Annotated in this window: 10 protein-coding genes; 6 read left to right on the top strand and 4 right to left on the bottom strand. The window is 67.3% G+C overall.

Annotation, left to right across the window (positions count from 1 at the left end):
- Positions 1-10: 10 nt before the first annotated feature.
- Positions 11-2,719 (bottom strand): pyruvate dehydrogenase (acetyl-transferring), homodimeric type, encoded by a 2,709-nt coding sequence (gene aceE / locus ACEU5R_RS18685; RefSeq protein WP_392411202.1) that lies wholly within the window; start codon positions 2,717-2,719, stop codon positions 11-13.
- A gap of 356 nt (positions 2,720-3,075) precedes the next feature.
- Here aceE and ACEU5R_RS18680 point away from each other — a divergent pair, with 356 nt between their 5' ends.
- The 4 genes from ACEU5R_RS18680 to ACEU5R_RS18665 all read left to right on the top strand — a co-directional run bounded on the left by ACEU5R_RS18680 (position 3,076) and on the right by ACEU5R_RS18665 (position 8,583).
- Positions 3,076-4,830, top strand: coding sequence for a PAS domain S-box protein (locus tag ACEU5R_RS18680; RefSeq protein WP_103273994.1), 1,755 nt, complete (start codon positions 3,076-3,078; stop codon positions 4,828-4,830).
- Positions 4,827-5,453: a response regulator transcription factor gene (locus tag ACEU5R_RS18675; RefSeq protein ID WP_103273993.1), complete on the top strand. Its 627-nt coding sequence runs from the start codon at positions 4,827-4,829 to the stop codon at positions 5,451-5,453. Before ACEU5R_RS18680 ends, ACEU5R_RS18675 begins: the two co-directional genes overlap by 4 nt.
- Positions 5,450-6,310, top strand: coding sequence for a bifunctional methylenetetrahydrofolate dehydrogenase/methenyltetrahydrofolate cyclohydrolase FolD (gene folD / locus ACEU5R_RS18670; RefSeq protein ID WP_392411201.1), 861 nt, complete (start codon positions 5,450-5,452; stop codon positions 6,308-6,310). Before ACEU5R_RS18675 ends, folD begins: the two co-directional genes overlap by 4 nt.
- A 203-nt stretch (positions 6,311-6,513) precedes the next feature.
- Entirely contained in the window at positions 6,514-8,583 is a 2,070-nt protein-coding gene (locus ACEU5R_RS18665; protein ID WP_392411200.1) for a M3 family metallopeptidase, read from the top strand.
- A 115-nt stretch (positions 8,584-8,698) separates the two neighbouring features.
- Here ACEU5R_RS18665 and ACEU5R_RS18660 read toward each other — a convergent pair whose 3' ends face one another.
- Positions 8,699-9,457, bottom strand: coding sequence for a class I SAM-dependent methyltransferase (locus ACEU5R_RS18660; RefSeq protein ID WP_392411199.1), 759 nt, complete (start codon positions 9,455-9,457; stop codon positions 8,699-8,701).
- Positions 9,458-9,669: 212 nt separating this feature from the next.
- Between ACEU5R_RS18660 and ACEU5R_RS18655 the strand changes: the two genes are divergently transcribed.
- Together ACEU5R_RS18655 and ACEU5R_RS18650 are read left to right on the top strand one after the other, a co-directional pair.
- The gene (locus ACEU5R_RS18655; protein WP_103273990.1) at positions 9,670-10,284 is read left to right on the top strand and encodes an SCO family protein; all 615 of its coding nucleotides are present in this window, start codon (positions 9,670-9,672) and stop codon (positions 10,282-10,284) included.
- Positions 10,285-10,416: 132 nt separating this feature from the next.
- The gene (locus tag ACEU5R_RS18650) at positions 10,417-10,668 is read left to right on the top strand and encodes a GlsB/YeaQ/YmgE family stress response membrane protein (protein WP_103273989.1); all 252 of its coding nucleotides are present in this window, start codon (positions 10,417-10,419) and stop codon (positions 10,666-10,668) included.
- A gap of 103 nt (positions 10,669-10,771) precedes the next feature.
- On the opposite strand, the gene adeC is transcribed toward ACEU5R_RS18650, so the two are convergent.
- The gene (gene adeC, locus ACEU5R_RS18645) at positions 10,772-12,256 is read right to left on the bottom strand and encodes an AdeC/AdeK/OprM family multidrug efflux complex outer membrane factor (protein ID WP_392411198.1); all 1,485 of its coding nucleotides are present in this window, start codon (positions 12,254-12,256) and stop codon (positions 10,772-10,774) included.
- Positions 12,253-15,417: an efflux RND transporter permease subunit gene (locus ACEU5R_RS18640; RefSeq protein ID WP_392411197.1), complete on the bottom strand. Its 3,165-nt coding sequence runs from the start codon at positions 15,415-15,417 to the stop codon at positions 12,253-12,255. Before ACEU5R_RS18640 ends, adeC begins: the two co-directional genes overlap by 4 nt.
- Positions 15,418-15,422 lie beyond the last annotated feature (5 nt).

The raw sequence follows: 15,422 nt of genomic DNA, 5'->3' as shown, positions 1-15,422 counted from the left end.
CTCTTTACCCTCAGGCGTATTGCGGGTTGGCTTTGTTCGGATTGATGCCGTACTTCTTGATGGCCTCGGCCACCTTGGCGAGCGGCAGCTTGCCTTCGTCGGCCAGCGCGCGCAGCGCGGCGACCACGACGAAGTGGCGGTCCACCTCGAAGTGCTCGCGCAGCTTCGAGCGGAAGTCCGAGCGGCCGAAGCCGTCGGTGCCCAGCACCTTGTATTCGCGGCCCTTCGGCACGAACGGACGGATCTGGTCGGCGAACAGCTTCATGTAGTCGGTCGACGCGATGATCGGGCCTTCGGTCTTGGCCAGCTGCTCGGTGACATAAGCCACCTGCGGCTTCTTCTCGTCCGGGTGCAGCATGTTATGGCGCTCGGCGTCCAGGCCGTTGCGGCGCAGCTCGGTGAAGCTGGTGACGCTCCACAGGTCGGAGGCGACGCCCCAGTCGGCTTCGAGCAGTTCCTGCGCGGCCATGACTTCGCGCAGGATCGTGCCCGAACCCATCAGCTGCACGCGGTTCTTGCCCTGGCCGTGCGACTTGAGCTTGTACATGCCCTTGATGATGCCTTCCTCGTCGCCCGTGGTCAGACCGGGCTGCGGGTAGTTCTCGTTCATCACCGTCAGGTAGTAGTAGACGTTTTCCTGGTCTTCCACCATGCGCTTCAGGCCATGCTGGATGATCACGGCCAGTTCATGGCCGAACGTCGGATCGTACGAGACGCAGTTGGGGATGGTCGAGGCCAGGATGTGGCTGTGGCCGTCCTCGTGCTGCAGGCCCTCGCCGTTGAGCGTGGTGCGCCCGGCGGTGCCGCCCAGGAGGAAGCCGCGCGCCTGCATGTCGCCGGCCGCCCAGGCCAGGTCGCCGATGCGCTGGAACCCGAACATCGAGTAGTAGATGAAGAACGGGATCATGATGCGGTTGTTCGAGGAGTACGACGTGGCCGCCGCGATCCACGAGCTCATCGCGCCCGCTTCGTTGATGCCTTCCTGCAGGAGCTGGCCATCGGCCGCTTCCTTGTAGTACATGACCTGGTCCTTGTCGACCGGGGTGTACTTCTGGCCTTCCGGCGCGTAGATGCCGATCTGGCGGAACAGGCCTTCCATGCCGAAGGTGCGCGATTCGTCGGCCAGGATCGGCACGACGCGCGGACCCAGGTCCTTGTCGCGCAGCACCTGGTTCAGGATGCGCACGAAAGCCTGGGTGGTGGAGATCTCGCGGCCTTCCGCGGTGGGCTCCAGCACGGCCTTGAAGGCGTCCAGCGCCGGGGCCTTGAGCTGTTCGTCGGCCTTCTGACGGCGGCGCGGCAGGTAGCCGCCCAGCGCGGCGCGGCGCTCGTGCAGGTACTTCATTTCGGGCGAATCTTCCGCCGGCTTGAAGTACGGCAGATCGGCCAGCTGGTCGTCCGGGATCGGGATGGCGAAGCGGTCGCGGAATTCGCGGATCGAGTCCAGCTCCAGCTTCTTCTGCTGGTGGGTGGGGTTCTTGGCCTGGCCGACGTGGCCCATGCCGTAGCCCTTGATGGTCTTGGCCAGGATGACGGTGGGCTGGCCTTCGTGCTTGGTGGCGGCGTCGAACGCGGCGAACACCTTGTGCGGGTCATGGCCGCCACGGTTCAGGCGCCAGATGTCCTCGTCGCTCATGCGCGACACGGCTTCCAGCAGCTTGGGGTGCTTGCCGAAGAAATGCTCGCGCACGAACTTGCCGTCGTTGGCCTTGTACGCCTGGTACTCGCCATCGACGGTCTCTTCCATGATCTTGCGCAGGATGCCTTCCTTGTCATGCGCCAGCAGCGGATCCCAGTAGCCGCCCCAGATCAGCTTGATCACGTTCCAGCCCGAACCGCGGAAGTCACCTTCCAGCTCCTGGATGATCTTGCCGTTGCCGCGCACCGGGCCGTCCAGACGCTGCAGGTTGCAGTTGATGACGAAGATCAGGTTGTCCAGCTTCTCGCGCGCAGCCAGGGCGATGGCGCCCAGCGATTCCGGCTCGTCCATCTCGCCGTCGCCGCAGAAGACCCAGACCTTGCGGCGGCTGGTGTCGGCGATGCCGCGGGCGTGCAGGTACTTCAGGAAGCGCGCCTGGTAGATGGCCATCAGCGGGCCCAGGCCCATCGACACCGTCGGGAACTGCCAGAAGTCCGGCATCAGCTTCGGATGCGGGTACGAGGACAGGCCCTTGCCGTCCACTTCCTGACGGAAGTGGTTCAGCTGGTCTTCGGTCAGGCGGCCTTCGAGGTAGGCGCGGCCGTACATGCCGGGCGAGGTGTGGCCCTGGAAGTAGACCAGGTCGCCGCCGTGGTTCTCGGTCTCGGCGTGCCAGAAGTGGTTCTGGCCGCAGCCGATCATGGTGGCCAGCGAGGCGAAGGAGGCGATGTGGCCGCCCAGGTCGCCGCCGTCCGGCGGGTTGTGCTTGTTGGCCTTGACCACCATGGCCATGGCGTTCCAGCGCACGTACGAGCGGATGCGCGATTCCAGTTCCAGGTTGCCCGGATGCGCCGGCTCCAGGCCGGGCGGGATCGTGTTGACGTAGGCGGTGTTGGGCGAGAACGGGATGTGGGCACCGGAGCGGCGCGCCTCGTCGATCAGGCGTTCCAGCAGGTAGTGCGCGCGCTGCGGTCCTTCGCGGTCAAGGACGGCTGCCAGGGCTTCGAGCCACTCCTGGGTCTCTAGGGTGTCTTCGTCGTTGGCAGCCTGCACGGCGCCAGCCTGGGCGAAAGAGGACATCGTGTGTCTCCTATTGGGGTTCGTTCATGACCACACCCGCGCTTATTGGTCTGCTCGCGGCCAGTCCGTGGCGTCCGGATCATCCGGGCTACCATGTCCTGCATGGGTCGTGGGTGTTCTGGAAACCTGCCTTCGGGTAGGGTTCCCTTATCAGCCGGCATTCTAAGAAAGAAGATTAACCGGTCGCAAGGAAAATTTCATGTTGCGGTACGGCATTTCACAAAGTGAAATCATGACCGCAAGCTGAAAGGTGCAACGGCGCAATTTTTTAGCCTGTCCACGCAATCGGCCGCTTGATTCCCGGCAATTCCCCGGCAACACGCACTAAAATGCCGGGTCTATCTGGCCCGAATTCCATGTCCAGCGCGCCCAAGTCCAACATCCCCACCCCATTCCACGACCACGCCCGCACGCGCCGCCGCGGGGTGTACTGGGTCACGCCAGCCCTGGTGCTGATCCTTTATATCTGTGTGATGGCGGTGTTCTTCTGGCTGCAGCGCATCCACGACGACAGCGTCATGTTCGTCACCATCGACCAGGAAATGCGCCAGCAACGGCTGCTCTGGGTGGTGCTGGCGCTGTCCTGCGTGATCATCATCAGCCTGCTGATGCTGTGGCGCTATACCCGCTTCCGCTCGACGGCCGAGGCCGCGCTGATCGCCGAGACCGGCTTTCGCCGCGCCATGGAGAACTCCATGTCCACCGGCATGCGGGTGCTCGACATGGAAGGCCGCATCGCCTACGTCAACCCCGCCTTCTGCCGCATGATCGGCTGGAACGAGGCCGACCTGATCGGCCGCAGCCCGCCCTTCCCCTATTGGGTGCCCGGCCGCCACGAACAGCATCAGCACACGCTGGACGTGCTGATGTCGGGCAAGACGCCCAGCAGCGGCCTGGAGGTCGAGGCCCAGCGCCGCGACGGCTCGCGCTTCACCGCCCGCATGTACGTGTCGCCGCTGCTGGACCCCAACGGCAACCAGATCGGCTGGATGACCTCCATGACCGACATCACCGAGCCCAAGCGCATCCGCGAGGCGCTGACCGCCGCGCACGAACGCTTCATGACGGTGCTCGAAGGCCTGGACGACGCCATCTCGGTCACGGCCGACACCCACGACGGCCTGGAGCTGCTGTTCGCCAACCGCACCTACCGCCGCGTGTTCGGCGCCCAGACCGGCGGCCATGACGAACTGCTGGCCGGCCGCCGTGGCCGCTTCACCGACGAATCCGTCGAAGTGTTCGCGCCTTCGGTGCAGCGCTGGTTCGAGGTGCATCACCGCATGCTGGCCTGGACCGACGGCCGCCGCGTGCGCATGCAGGTGGCGCGCGACATCACCGAGCGCCGCACGCATGAGGAAGCCTCGCGCGTGCAGCAGGAGAAGATCCAGCTCACCAGCCGCCTGACTACCATGGGCGAGATGGCCTCGTCGCTGGCGCACGAGCTGAACCAGCCCCTGACCGCCATCGCCAACTACAGCATGGGCGCGGTGGCCCTGGTCAAGGCCGGCCACACCAGCCCCAACATGCTGCTGCCGGCGCTGGAAAAGGCCGCCTCGCAGGCCGAGCGCGCCGGCAAGATCATCAGCCGCATCCGCGAATTCGTGAAACGCAGCGAGCCGCGCCGCCAGCGCGTGGCCATCGGCCGCATCGTAGACAACGCCATCGGCTTCGCCGAGATCGACGCGCGCAAGCGCCGCATCCGCATCGACAGCTTCGTGCCGTCCAACGCGCCGGACGTGCTGGCCGACCCGATCCTGATCGAACAGGTGCTGCTCAACCTGCTCAAGAACGGTCTGGAAGCCATGGAAAAGAGTGAGTCCGACGAGCTCAAGGTGGCCGTGATCCTGCACGAGCAGCACATCGAGGTGGCCGTGGTCGACCGCGGCCACGGCCTGGCCGAGCCCGAGCGCCTGTTCGAACCTTTCTTCAGCACCAAGTCCCAGGGCCTGGGCATGGGGCTGAATATCTGCCGTACCATTATCGAATCGCACCACGGCCGCCTGTGGGCAGACCCCAATCCCGCCGGCGGCACCATTTTCCGCTTTACCCTGCCCTGCGCTGCACCCCAGCCGCAGGCCCAGAATGACCAGTCAGAGGAGTTGCACGCATGAACACGCCCCACCTGTCGAGCACGGTATTCATTGTTGACGACGACGAAGCGGTCCGCGATTCGCTGCGCTGGCTGCTGGAGGCCAATGGCTATCGCGTCCGTGCCTACGCCAGCGGCGAGTCCTTCCTGGAAGACTACGATCCGGCCCAGATCGGCGTGCTGATCGCCGACGTGCGCATGCCCGGCATGAGCGGCCTGGAACTGCAGGAACAGCTGATCGCCCGCAACGCCCCGCTGCCCATCGTCTTCATCACCGGCCACGGCGACGTGCCCATGGCCGTGTCCACCATGAAGAAGGGCGCGGTCGACTTCCTCGAAAAGCCGTTCAACGAATCGGACCTGCGCGAGATCGTGGCGCGCATGCTGGAGCAGGCGACGCAGCGCGTCAGCAAGCACCAGGCCCAGAAAGACCACGAAGCCATGCTGGCGCGCCTGACCGCGCGCGAGCAGCAGGTGCTGGAGCGCATCGTCGCCGGCCGCTTGAACAAGCAGATCGCCGACGACCTGGGCATCAGCATCAAGACCGTCGAGGCGCACCGCGCCAACATCATGGAAAAACTTGAAGTGACCACCGTAGCAGACCTGATGAAGGTTGCCCTGGCCAAGCCCGAGGCGCATGCATGACAGCAAGAATCATTGACGGCGTCGCGCTCTCGCAGCGTATCCGCGAAGAAGTCGCCCAGCGCGTTGCCGCGCTGGCCGCGCAAGGCGCCCGCCCCGGCCTGGCCGTGGTGCTGGTGGGCGAAGATCCCGCCTCCCAGGTGTATGTGCGCAACAAGGTCGCCGCCTGCGAAAAGGCCGGCCTGCATTCCGTGAAAGAGCAATACCCGGCGGACATGACCGAGGCCGATCTGCTGGCCCGCATCGACACGCTGAACCGCGATCCGGCCATCCACGGCATCCTGGTGCAGCTGCCGCTGCCCAAGCACATGGACGCGCACAAGGTCATCGAGGCCATCGCCGCCGAAAAGGACGTGGACGGTTTCCACGTCAGCAACGCCGGCCTGCTCATGACCGGCCAGCCGCTGTTCCGCCCCTGCACGCCCTACGGCGTGATGAAGATGCTGGAATCCGAAGGCGTGGCCCTGCGCGGCGCCGAGGCCGTCATCGTGGGCGCCAGCAACATCGTCGGCAAGCCCATGGCCATGCTGCTGCTGCAGGCGGGCGCCACCATCACGATCTGCAACTCCAAGACCCGCGACCTGGCCGCGCAGACGCGCCGCGCCGACGTGCTGGTCGTGGCGACCGGCAAGCCGGGCATGATCGACGGCTCGATGATCAAGCCGGGCGCCGTCGTCATCGACGTGGGCATCAATCGCGGCGCCGGCGGCAAGCTGTGCGGCGACGTGGACTTCGCCTCCGCCAGCCAGGTGGCCGGCGCCATCACGCCCGTGCCGGGCGGCGTGGGCCCCATGACCATCGCCATGCTGCTGGTCAACACGGTCGAGGCCGCCGAGCGCGCGGCCGGGCTGACCGCCTGAGCGACCGGGGCCGTCCGGCCCCACTCCCGTCCGCCCTATCCCGGCCCGTCGCGGCCCGGCGGGCGGGCGGCTCCCCCCAGCCAGCGCGACAGCACAGGATGTTCTATCCTGCCCTTGCGTTCGGGCCGATCGCCCCTACCTGTTAGGCATATGCCGCGCCGCCATCCGCCGCGTCCCGCAACCCCTTCCCACCCGCTACCGCCATGACCCAGAATCCCCTGCTTGCCCCCGTCTCCGACCTGGTCGACTACGCGGCCGTCACGCCCGCGCACATCGTGCCCGCCGTCGAGGAACTGCTAGGCATCGCGCGCCAGGCCGTCGAGCACGCCGCCGACCCGTCGCTGCCGGCCACCTGGGAAGCCGTGGCCGAGCCGCTGGACACCGCGTCCGAGCGGCTGTGGCGCGCCTGGTCGGTGGCGGGCCACCTGAACGCCGTGGTCAACACGCCCGAGCTGCGCGAGGCCTACAACGCCGCGCTGCCGCTGGTCACCGAATTCTCCACCTGGGTCGGCCTGCACGAGGGCCTGTACAAGCAATACCAGCGCCTGGCCGCCGCGCCGGACTTCGCCGCCTGGACGCCGGTGCGCCGCCGCATCGTCGAGATGGCGCTGCGCGACTTCCGGCTGAGCGGCGTCGAGCTGCAGGGCGCCGACCGCGAGCGCTACGCCGCCATTTCCGACCGCGAGGCCCAGGCCTCGCAGAAGTTCTCCGAGAACGTGCTGGACGCCATCGACGCCTGGTCGCTGTACGTCGAGGACGAAGCGCGCCTGGCCGGCATCCCGGCCGACGTGCTGGCCGCCGCCCGCGCCGCCGCCGAGGAAGACGGCAAGCCGGGCTGGAAGCTGACGCTGAAAATGCCCTGCTACCTGCCGGTGATGCAGTACGCCCGCGACCGCGACCTGCGCGAGGCGCTGTACCGCGGCTATGGCACCGTCGCGTCGGAACAGGGTGACGCGCAGTTCGACAACTCGCCGCTGATCGAAGAGCTGCTGTCGCTGCGCGCCGAGGAAGCCGGCCTGCTGGGCCTGGGCACCTTCGCCGGGCTGCGCCTGCAGACCCGCATGGCGCGCGACGCCCGCGAAGTCACCGAGTTCCTGCGCGACCTGGCCGCGCGCGCCAAGCCCTATGCGCAGCGCGACCTGACCGAGCTGCGCGCCTATGCCGACGCCGAGCTGGGCCTGGCCGAACTGCAGCCCTGGGACGTGCCCTATGCCTCCGAGCGCCTGCGCGAATCGCGCTACGCCTACTCGGAAGACGAGGTCAAGCAGTACTTCACCGAGCCGCGCGTGCTGGCCGGCCTGTACGAGGTCATCGAGACCCTGTTCAACGTGCGCCTGGTGGAAACGCCGGTATCGTCCTGGCACGCCGACGTGCGCGGCGTGCGCGTGGAAAGCCCCGAGGGCGCGCTGATCGGCCATCTGTACCTGGACCTGTACGCGCGCGCCGGCAAGCAGAGCGGCGCCTGGGTCGACAGCGAACGCACCCGCCGCCTGGCCGGCGGACGCCTGCAGACGCCGGTGGCCTACCTGACCTGCAATTTCTCGCGCCCCAACGGCGAGCGCGCCGCCGTGCTGACGCATGACGACGTGATCACGCTGTTCCACGAGACCGGCCATGCGCTGCACGCGCTGCTGTCGGAAGTGGACGAGCCCGGCGCGGCCGCCTTCTCCAGCGTGGAATGGGACGCCATCGAACTGCCCTCGCAATTCATGGAGAACTTCTGCTGGGAATGGGCCGTGGTGCAGAAGCTGTCGGCCCACGCCGACACCGGCGAGACGCTGCCGCGCGCGCTCTACGACCGCATGATCGCGGCGCGCAACTACCAGAGCGGCATGCAGACCGTGCGCCAGATCGAGTTCGCGCTGTTCGACATGCTGATGCACGACCGCGCCCAGGGCATTTCCATCGCCCAGGTGCTGGCCCTGCTGCAGGAAGTGCGCCAGGAAGTCGCGGTGCTGTTCCCGCCCGCCTGGCACCGGCTGCCGCATGCCTTCTCGCACCTGTTCGCCGGCGGCTATGGCGCCGGCTACTACAGCTACAAGTGGGCCGAGGTGCTGTCGGCCGACGCCTACGAGGCCTTCGAGGAAGCCGCCGCCCGCCAGCCGTCCGGCTCGGCGCTGGGCACGCTGGACCCGGAGACCGGCGCGCGCTTCCGCCGCGAAGTGCTGGCCGTGGGCGGTTCGCGTCCGGCGGCGGAATCCTTCGCCGCCTTCCGTGGCCGCGCGCCGCGTATTGACGCGTTGCTGCGCCACAGCGGCATGAGCGCCGCCTGACGCGACGATGCAGGTTGCAGGACAAGACGGCCCGCGCACGCGGGCCGTCTTTGCGTGCGCCGGGACTGCGCGGGCCGCGCGGCGCCACGGCATGCGCGCCTGCGGCCCGTCCCTGTCAGGCCGCCATGTCCTCGACCGACCGCCGCGCCGACACCACCAGCCAGCGGCCATGCACCGACTGGTCGCGCGCGGCTTCGCGCCAGAACTGCCGCGCTTCCTCGCTTTCGGCACGCTTGATCCGCTGCCGGTAATACAGGCGCGACGGCAGCGCCAGCAGATGCTCCAGCATCCGCTTGGGCTTGACCTCGTCGACCTCGTGCAGCGTGATGTCCACGTAGCCGTAGTGCGACAGCAGCAGATGCAGCTGCGGATAGCTCCAGGGGAAATACGTGATGTAGTCCTGCCCGCGCTGGCGGCCCACCATGGGCCGGAAGCCGGAATGGAAGCCGCGCAGCAGGAACTGCAGGCGCGAGCGGAAGTACCAGGTGTTGGGCGTGGTGATGACCACGGTGCCGCCCGGCCGCAATGCGCGCCGCAGGCTCTCGACCAGCACGCCGGGATTGGTCACCAGGTGGATGGCTTCGCAGCAGACGGCGGCGTCGTACTGGCGATTCAGCGACAGCGGTGTTTCCAGGTCATGCTCGATGACCTCGCGGTAGCCGCCGCCGGCTTCGGGAAACTCCCACAGCCCCACGCCGTCCAGTTCGACGCTGCCCCGGGCCGTCGCGTGCAGGTTGTCGCCAAGCCAGCCGGTGCCGCAAGGCGCGTCCAGCACCTGCTCGGCGGCGCGCGAATGAAGAATGTCGAGGACGACGGGAAAGTATGGATAGTACGGGTAGCGCATGGTCCAGCCTTCAAGTGCTTGCAGCCACAAACCTGACTGATGGCTGAATATATTCCGGCCGGCGCCCCCAGCGGGCCCGAAAGCGCTTTTCACGACAAAGCTCCGACAAAACTTCACAAACGCCCACGCCGGCGCGCGGCGCGCTTGCGCCAACGCAAGCGGTCCAGGGGCGCCCGGCGCGTCCGCCGCCGACCTGCGGGTAGAATCGATGGGTTTATCTTTCTCGACCGGCCTTGGGATACATGAGACACCTCACTTGCGGCCGCGCCTGGCGCGGCCTGCTGCTGACCCTGTTCATCCTGCTCGCCGCCTGCGGCGACCGGAACGTGAACTGGACCCTCTACGACGTCAAGGGCCACCTGCCCGACCTGAAGTTCTCGCTGCCCGGCGCGGGCGGCAAGACCGTCAGCAGCGACGACCTGAAGGGCAAGACCGTGCTGCTGTTCTTCGGCTACGCCAGCTGCCCGGACATCTGCCCCACCACCATGGCCCAGCTGACCGCCGTGCTGCAGAACCTGGGCGACAAGGCGCGCGACGTGCGCATCGTGTTCGTCAGCGTGGATCCGCATCGCGATACACCCGACATCCTGCAGGCCTATGTGGACGCGTTCAACAAGAACGCCATCGGCGTGACCGGCGACGAAAAGCAGATCGCCGACCTGGCGCGCCGCTACCGCGTCGCCTACCAGATCGAAAAGCCCAAGCCCGGCGACGACGCCGAGATCTACGATGTGACGCACAGCCGAGGCGTGTACATTTTCGACAACAAGGGCCGCGCGCGGCTGCTGGCCTCGGAAACCGACAGCATCGAGGCGCTCACCCGCGACATCCGCCAGCTCATAGACATGACGTCATAGACCCGTCGGCGTCCATCGCGATGCAGCATGTTGCGGGCGCGCCGCGCATACGTGTTGTTACACCCCATGAACGCGGCGCGTGAGTATGATCGGGACGCATCGCAACCTTTTCCTTACGCAAGGAGCACGCGCATGAGCATCATCATCATGATCATCGTCGGGTTCATCGTCGGCCTGATCGCCCGCGCCGTCATGCCCGGGGACCAGCCCATGGGCATCGTCATGACGACCATCCTGGGCATCGTCGGCTCGGTGGTCGCCGGCTTCCTCGGCCGTCAGCTCGGCTGGTACCACGACGGCGAGCCGGCAGGCTGGATCGCCTCGGTGGTGGGCGCCATCATCGTGCTCTTCGTGGTCGGCCTCATCGCCAAGAAACGCGCCTGACGCAGCGCCCTGCCCGGCCAGTTCCGGCGCGCAGGAAAACGGGCCGGCCCCTCGCGGGGTCGGCCCGTTGCTTTTGCTGCCTGGCCGCCAGCCGGCCCGCGGATCAGCCGCCGGCGGCTTGCGCCGGTTGCGCCGCGCCCGCCGCCGAGGCGGTGCGCTCGGTCCAGCCGCCGCCCAGCGCCTTGTACAGGTTCACCAGGTTGGACAGGCGCGCGCGGCGCGTGTCCACCAGCGACTGCTGGGCGCTGTACAGCGAACGCTGCGAATCCAGCACGCTCAGGTAGTTGTCGATACCCTGGCGGAAGCGCTGGTCGGACACATCGTAGGCGCGCTGGCTGGCGTCCACCAGCAGGCGCTGCGCCTGGATCTGCTCGTCCAGCGTGCCGCGCCCGGCCAGCGCGTCGGCCACTTCGCGAAAGCCCGACTGGATCGCCTTTTCGTACTGCGCGATCTGCACGTTCTTCTGCACATGGGCCAGGTCCAGTCCGGCCAGCAGCGAGCCGCCGGCGAAGATCGGCACCGTGATCTGCGGCGTGAAGCTCCAGGCCCCCGAACCGCCATCGAACAGGCCGCCCAGGCTGGAGCTGGCCGTGCCCGCCGTGCCGGTCAGGCTGATGGTCGGGAAGAAGGCCGCGCGCGCCGCGCCGATGTTGGCGTTGGCGCCCTTGAGCTGGTGCTCGGCCGCGCGGATGTCCGGGCGGCGCGCCAGCAGGTCGGACGGCAGCCCGGCCGGCAAGGCGGTGGGCAGCATGCCGTCGTCCAGCCTCACGGCCTGGTCCAGCGCCGCCGACAGGTCGTCAGGCAGCGGCTGGCCCGCCAGCAGCACCAGCGCATTGCGGTCCTGCGCGGCCTGGCGCGTGTACTGCGACAGGTTGCGTTCGGCGGTGCGCAGGCCGACCTCGGCCTGGCTCAGGTCCAGCGCGGTCGACAGGCCGATGTCGTAGCTCTGCTGCGTCAGCTTGAACGAATCCTGCTGGCTCTTGAGCGTTTCGCGCGTCAGCGCCAGCAGCTCCTGGTCGGCGCGCAGCGTCAGGTAGGCGTTGGCAACTTCGGCGACCAGCGACAGCTGCGTGGCCGTGCGCGTCTCGTCCAGCGCCAGATACGACTCCAGCGCCTTGTCGCTCAGGCTGCGGATGCGGCCGAACAGGTCCAGCTCCCAGGTCGACAGCGCGGCGCCCACCTGGTAGTTGTGGCTGGTGGTGGCCTCGCCGCTGGGCGTCAGGCTGCCCGGCGTGCGCTGCGCGGTTTCCTTGCCGGCCAGGCCGACGCTGGGCATCAGGTTGGAACGCTGAATGCGGTATTGCGCGCGCGCGGCCTCGACGTTCAGCGCCGCCACGCGCAGGTCGCGGTTGTTGGCCAGCGACATCTCGATCAGCCGCTGCAACAGCGGGTCGGTGAAGAAGTCGCGCCAGCCGACGTCGGCCGTGGCCACGCCGGCGGGGTTGACCGCGTCGGGCTTGTAGGCCGCGCCGGCAGGATAGGCGGCGCTGACCGGCGCGTCCGGGCGCTCGTAGGTCGGGGCCAGCGAGCAGCCCGCCAGGGCCGCCGCCAGGGATACGGACAACAGGGTTCTCATCGGAATCATCATTGCGCAGGTCCCTCCGCCGCGACGTCGGTTTCGTGCTTGTCGCGCTGTTCGCTCATGCGCTTGACCTTGAACAGCTTGAGCATGACCACGAAGAAGGTGGGAACGAAGAAAATGGCCAGGAAGGTGGCGGTCAGCATGCCGCCGATCACGCCGGTGCCGATGGCGTTCTGGCTGCCCGAGCCCGCGCCCGAGGAGATCGCCAGGGGCACCACGCCCAGGATGAAGGCCAGCGAGGTCATCAGGATGGGCCGCAGGCGCTGGCGCGCGGCATGGATGGCCGACTCGACCAGCCCCGCCCCCGACTCGTAGTGCTCCTTGGCGAATTCCACGATCAGGATCGCGTTCTTGGCCGCCAGGCCCACGGTGGTCAACAGCCCCACCTGGAAGTACACGTCGTTGGACAGCCCGCGCAACAAGGTCGCGGCCAGCGCCCCGATGATGCCCAGCGGCACCACCAGCATCACCGCCGACGGGATCGACCAGCTCTCATACAGCGCGGCCAGGCACAGGAACACCACGATCAGCGAGATCGCGTAGAGCGCCGGCGCCTGCGCGCCCGACAAGCGCTCTTCGAACGACATGCCGGTCCATTCGTAGCCCACGCCAGTCGGCAGCTGCGCGGCCAGGCGCTCCATTTCCTGCATCGCGGCGCCCGAGCTGTAGCCCGGCGCGGCCTGGCCCTGGATGTTGAAGGACGGCGAGCCGTTGTAGCGGTTCAGCTTCTGCGGGCCGTAGGTCCAGCTGGCAGACGAGAAGGCCGAGAACGGAACCATGTCGCCGTTCTTGTTGCGCACGTACCATTTCTCCAGGTCCTCGGGCAGCATGCGCGCGGATGCGTCGCCCTGCACGAACACCTTTTTCACGCGACCCCGGTCGATGAAGTCGTTGACGTAGGACGAACCCCAGGCGGTGGCCAGCGTGCTGTTGATGTCGGACACCGCCACGCCCAGCGCGCGCGCCTTCTCGCGGTCGATGTCGAGCTGGTACTGCGGCGCGTCCTCGATGCCGTTCGGGCGCACGCCCTGCAGCACCGGGCTCTTGGCCGCGGCGCCCAGCAGCTGGTTGCGCGCGGCCAGCAGCTTCTCGTGGCCCACGCCGGCGCGGTCCATCAACATGAAGTCGAAGCCCGTCACGTTGCCCAGCTCCATCACCGAGGGCGGCGGCACCACGAACAGCATGGCGTCGCGCACGGTCTTGCGGAAGTGGGCGTTGGCGCGCGCGGCCACGGCGCGGGCCTTCAGGCTGGCGGCGCCGCGTTCGTCCCAGTCGCGCAGCTTGATGAACAGGATGGACGCGTTCTGGCCACGGCCGCCGAAGTTGAAGCCGTTGACGGCGAACACCGAGGTGACAGCGTCCTTCTCTTCTTCCAGCAGGTACTTGGTGGCCTCGTCGATGACAGCCTTGGTGCGCTCGGCGGTGGCGCCCGACGGCGTCTGGATCTGGGCGAAAAGAATGCCCTGGTCCTCGTCCGGCAGGAACGCGGTCGGGATGCGCGTGAACATCCAGGCCATGGCGATGACGATGGCCAGATAGACCAGCATCAGCCGCTTGCCACGGTTCAGCACGCGCGACACCGTGTTGGCATAGCCCTCGGTGCTACGGTCGAACGTACGGTTGAACCAGCCGAAGAAACCGCGCTTGGCGCCATGATGGCCCTTGGGAATCGGCTTGAGCATGGTGGCGCACAGCGCCGGCGTGAAGACGATGGCCACGATCACCGACAGCACCATGGACGAGACGATGGTGATCGAGAACTGGCGGTAGATCACGCCCGTCGAACCGCCGAAGAAGGCCATGGGAATGAACACGGCGGCCAGCACCATGGCGATGCCGATCAGCGCGCCCGTGATCTGGGTCATGGACTTGCGCGTGGCCTGCTTGGGCGTCAGCCCTTCCTCGGCCATCACCCGCTCGACGTTCTCCACCACCACGATGGCGTCATCCACCAGCAGGCCGATGGCCAGCACCATGCCGAACATGGTCAGCGTGTTGATGGAATAGCCGAAGGCCGCCAGCACGCCGAAGGTGCCCAGCAGCACCACCGGCACCGCCAGCGTCGGAATGATGGTGGCGCGGAAGTTCTGCAGGAACAGATACATCACCAGGAAGACCAGCACGATGGCCTCGGCCAGCGTCTTGAACACTTCCTCGATCGACAGGCTGACGAACGGGGTCGTGTCATACGGATAGACCACGTCCATGCCCGGCGGGAAGAACGGCTTCAGGCTGTTGATGGTGTCGCGCACCGCCTGCGCCGTGTCCAGCGCATTGGCGCCCGGCGCCAGCTTGACCGCCAGGCCCGAGGCCGGCTTGCCGTTGAAGTAGCTGTCGATGGCGTAGGTCTGGCCGCCCAGCTCGATGCTGGCCACGTTGGCCAGGCGCACCTGCGAGCCGTCCTGATTGACCTTCAGCAGGATGCGGCCGAAGTCTTCCGGCTTCTGCAGGCGCGACGGTCCGATGATGGTGGCGTTGAGCTGCTGGCCGCGCACGGCCGGCAGGCCGCCCAGCTGGCCGGACGACACCTGGACGTTCTGCTCCTTGATGGCGTTGACCACATCGGTGGTGGTCAGGCCGTAGTTGATGAGCTTGTCCGGATCCAGCCAGATGCGCATCGCGTACTGCGAGCCGAACAGCTGGAAGTCACCGACGCCCTGCGTGCGGCTGATCGGATCCTGCACATAGGACGCCACGTAGTCCGCCAGATCGTCCTTGGTCATGGTGCCGTCGGTGGAGACGAAACCCGCCACGATCAGGAAGTTCTTGGTGGCCTTCGTGACGCGGATGCCCTGCTGCTGCACTTCCTGCGGCAGCAGCGGCTGCGCCAGCGACAGCTTGTTCTGCACCTGCACCTGCGCGGTGTCGGGGTTGGTGCCCTGACGGAAGGTCAGCGTGATGGACATGCTGCCGTCGGAGTTGCTTTCCGACGAGATGTACTCCAGCCCGTCCAGGCCGTTCATCTGCTGCTCGATCACCTGCACCACGGTGTCCTGCACCGTCTGCGCCGAGGCGCCGGGATAGGTCACCGCGATGCCGATGGCCGGCGGCGCGATGTTGGGGTACTGCGAGACCGGCAGCTTCAGGATGGAAAGCGCGCCGGCCATCATCAGCACGATCGCGATCACCCAGGCGAATACCGGCCTGTCGATAAAAAACTTTGCCATGCGTG

Origin of the sequence: Achromobacter sp. 413638, from assembly GCF_043119405.1 — a bacterium.
In the GTDB taxonomy this organism is placed as follows: domain Bacteria; phylum Pseudomonadota; class Gammaproteobacteria; order Burkholderiales; family Burkholderiaceae_B; genus Achromobacter.
Note: the sequence above shows the minus strand (reverse complement) of the source record. Positions and strands in the feature narration are given on the sequence as shown.

Coding starts and splice junctions, on each gene's coding strand:
- aceE (WP_392411202.1), bottom strand. CDS start 2,719: ATGTCCTCTTTCGCCCAGGCTGGCGCCGTGCAGGCTGCCAACGACGAA.
- ACEU5R_RS18680 (WP_103273994.1), top strand. CDS start 3,076: ATGTCCAGCGCGCCCAAGTCCAACATCCCCACCCCATTCCACGACCAC.
- ACEU5R_RS18675 (WP_103273993.1), top strand. CDS start 4,827: ATGAACACGCCCCACCTGTCGAGCACGGTATTCATTGTTGACGACGAC.
- folD (WP_392411201.1), top strand. CDS start 5,450: ATGACAGCAAGAATCATTGACGGCGTCGCGCTCTCGCAGCGTATCCGC.
- ACEU5R_RS18665 (WP_392411200.1), top strand. CDS start 6,514: ATGACCCAGAATCCCCTGCTTGCCCCCGTCTCCGACCTGGTCGACTAC.
- ACEU5R_RS18655 (WP_103273990.1), top strand. CDS start 9,670: ATGAGACACCTCACTTGCGGCCGCGCCTGGCGCGGCCTGCTGCTGACC.
- ACEU5R_RS18650 (WP_103273989.1), top strand. CDS start 10,417: ATGAGCATCATCATCATGATCATCGTCGGGTTCATCGTCGGCCTGATC.
- adeC (WP_392411198.1), bottom strand. CDS start 12,256: ATGATGATTCCGATGAGAACCCTGTTGTCCGTATCCCTGGCGGCGGCC.
- ACEU5R_RS18640 (WP_392411197.1), bottom strand. CDS start 15,417: ATGGCAAAGTTTTTTATCGACAGGCCGGTATTCGCCTGGGTGATCGCG.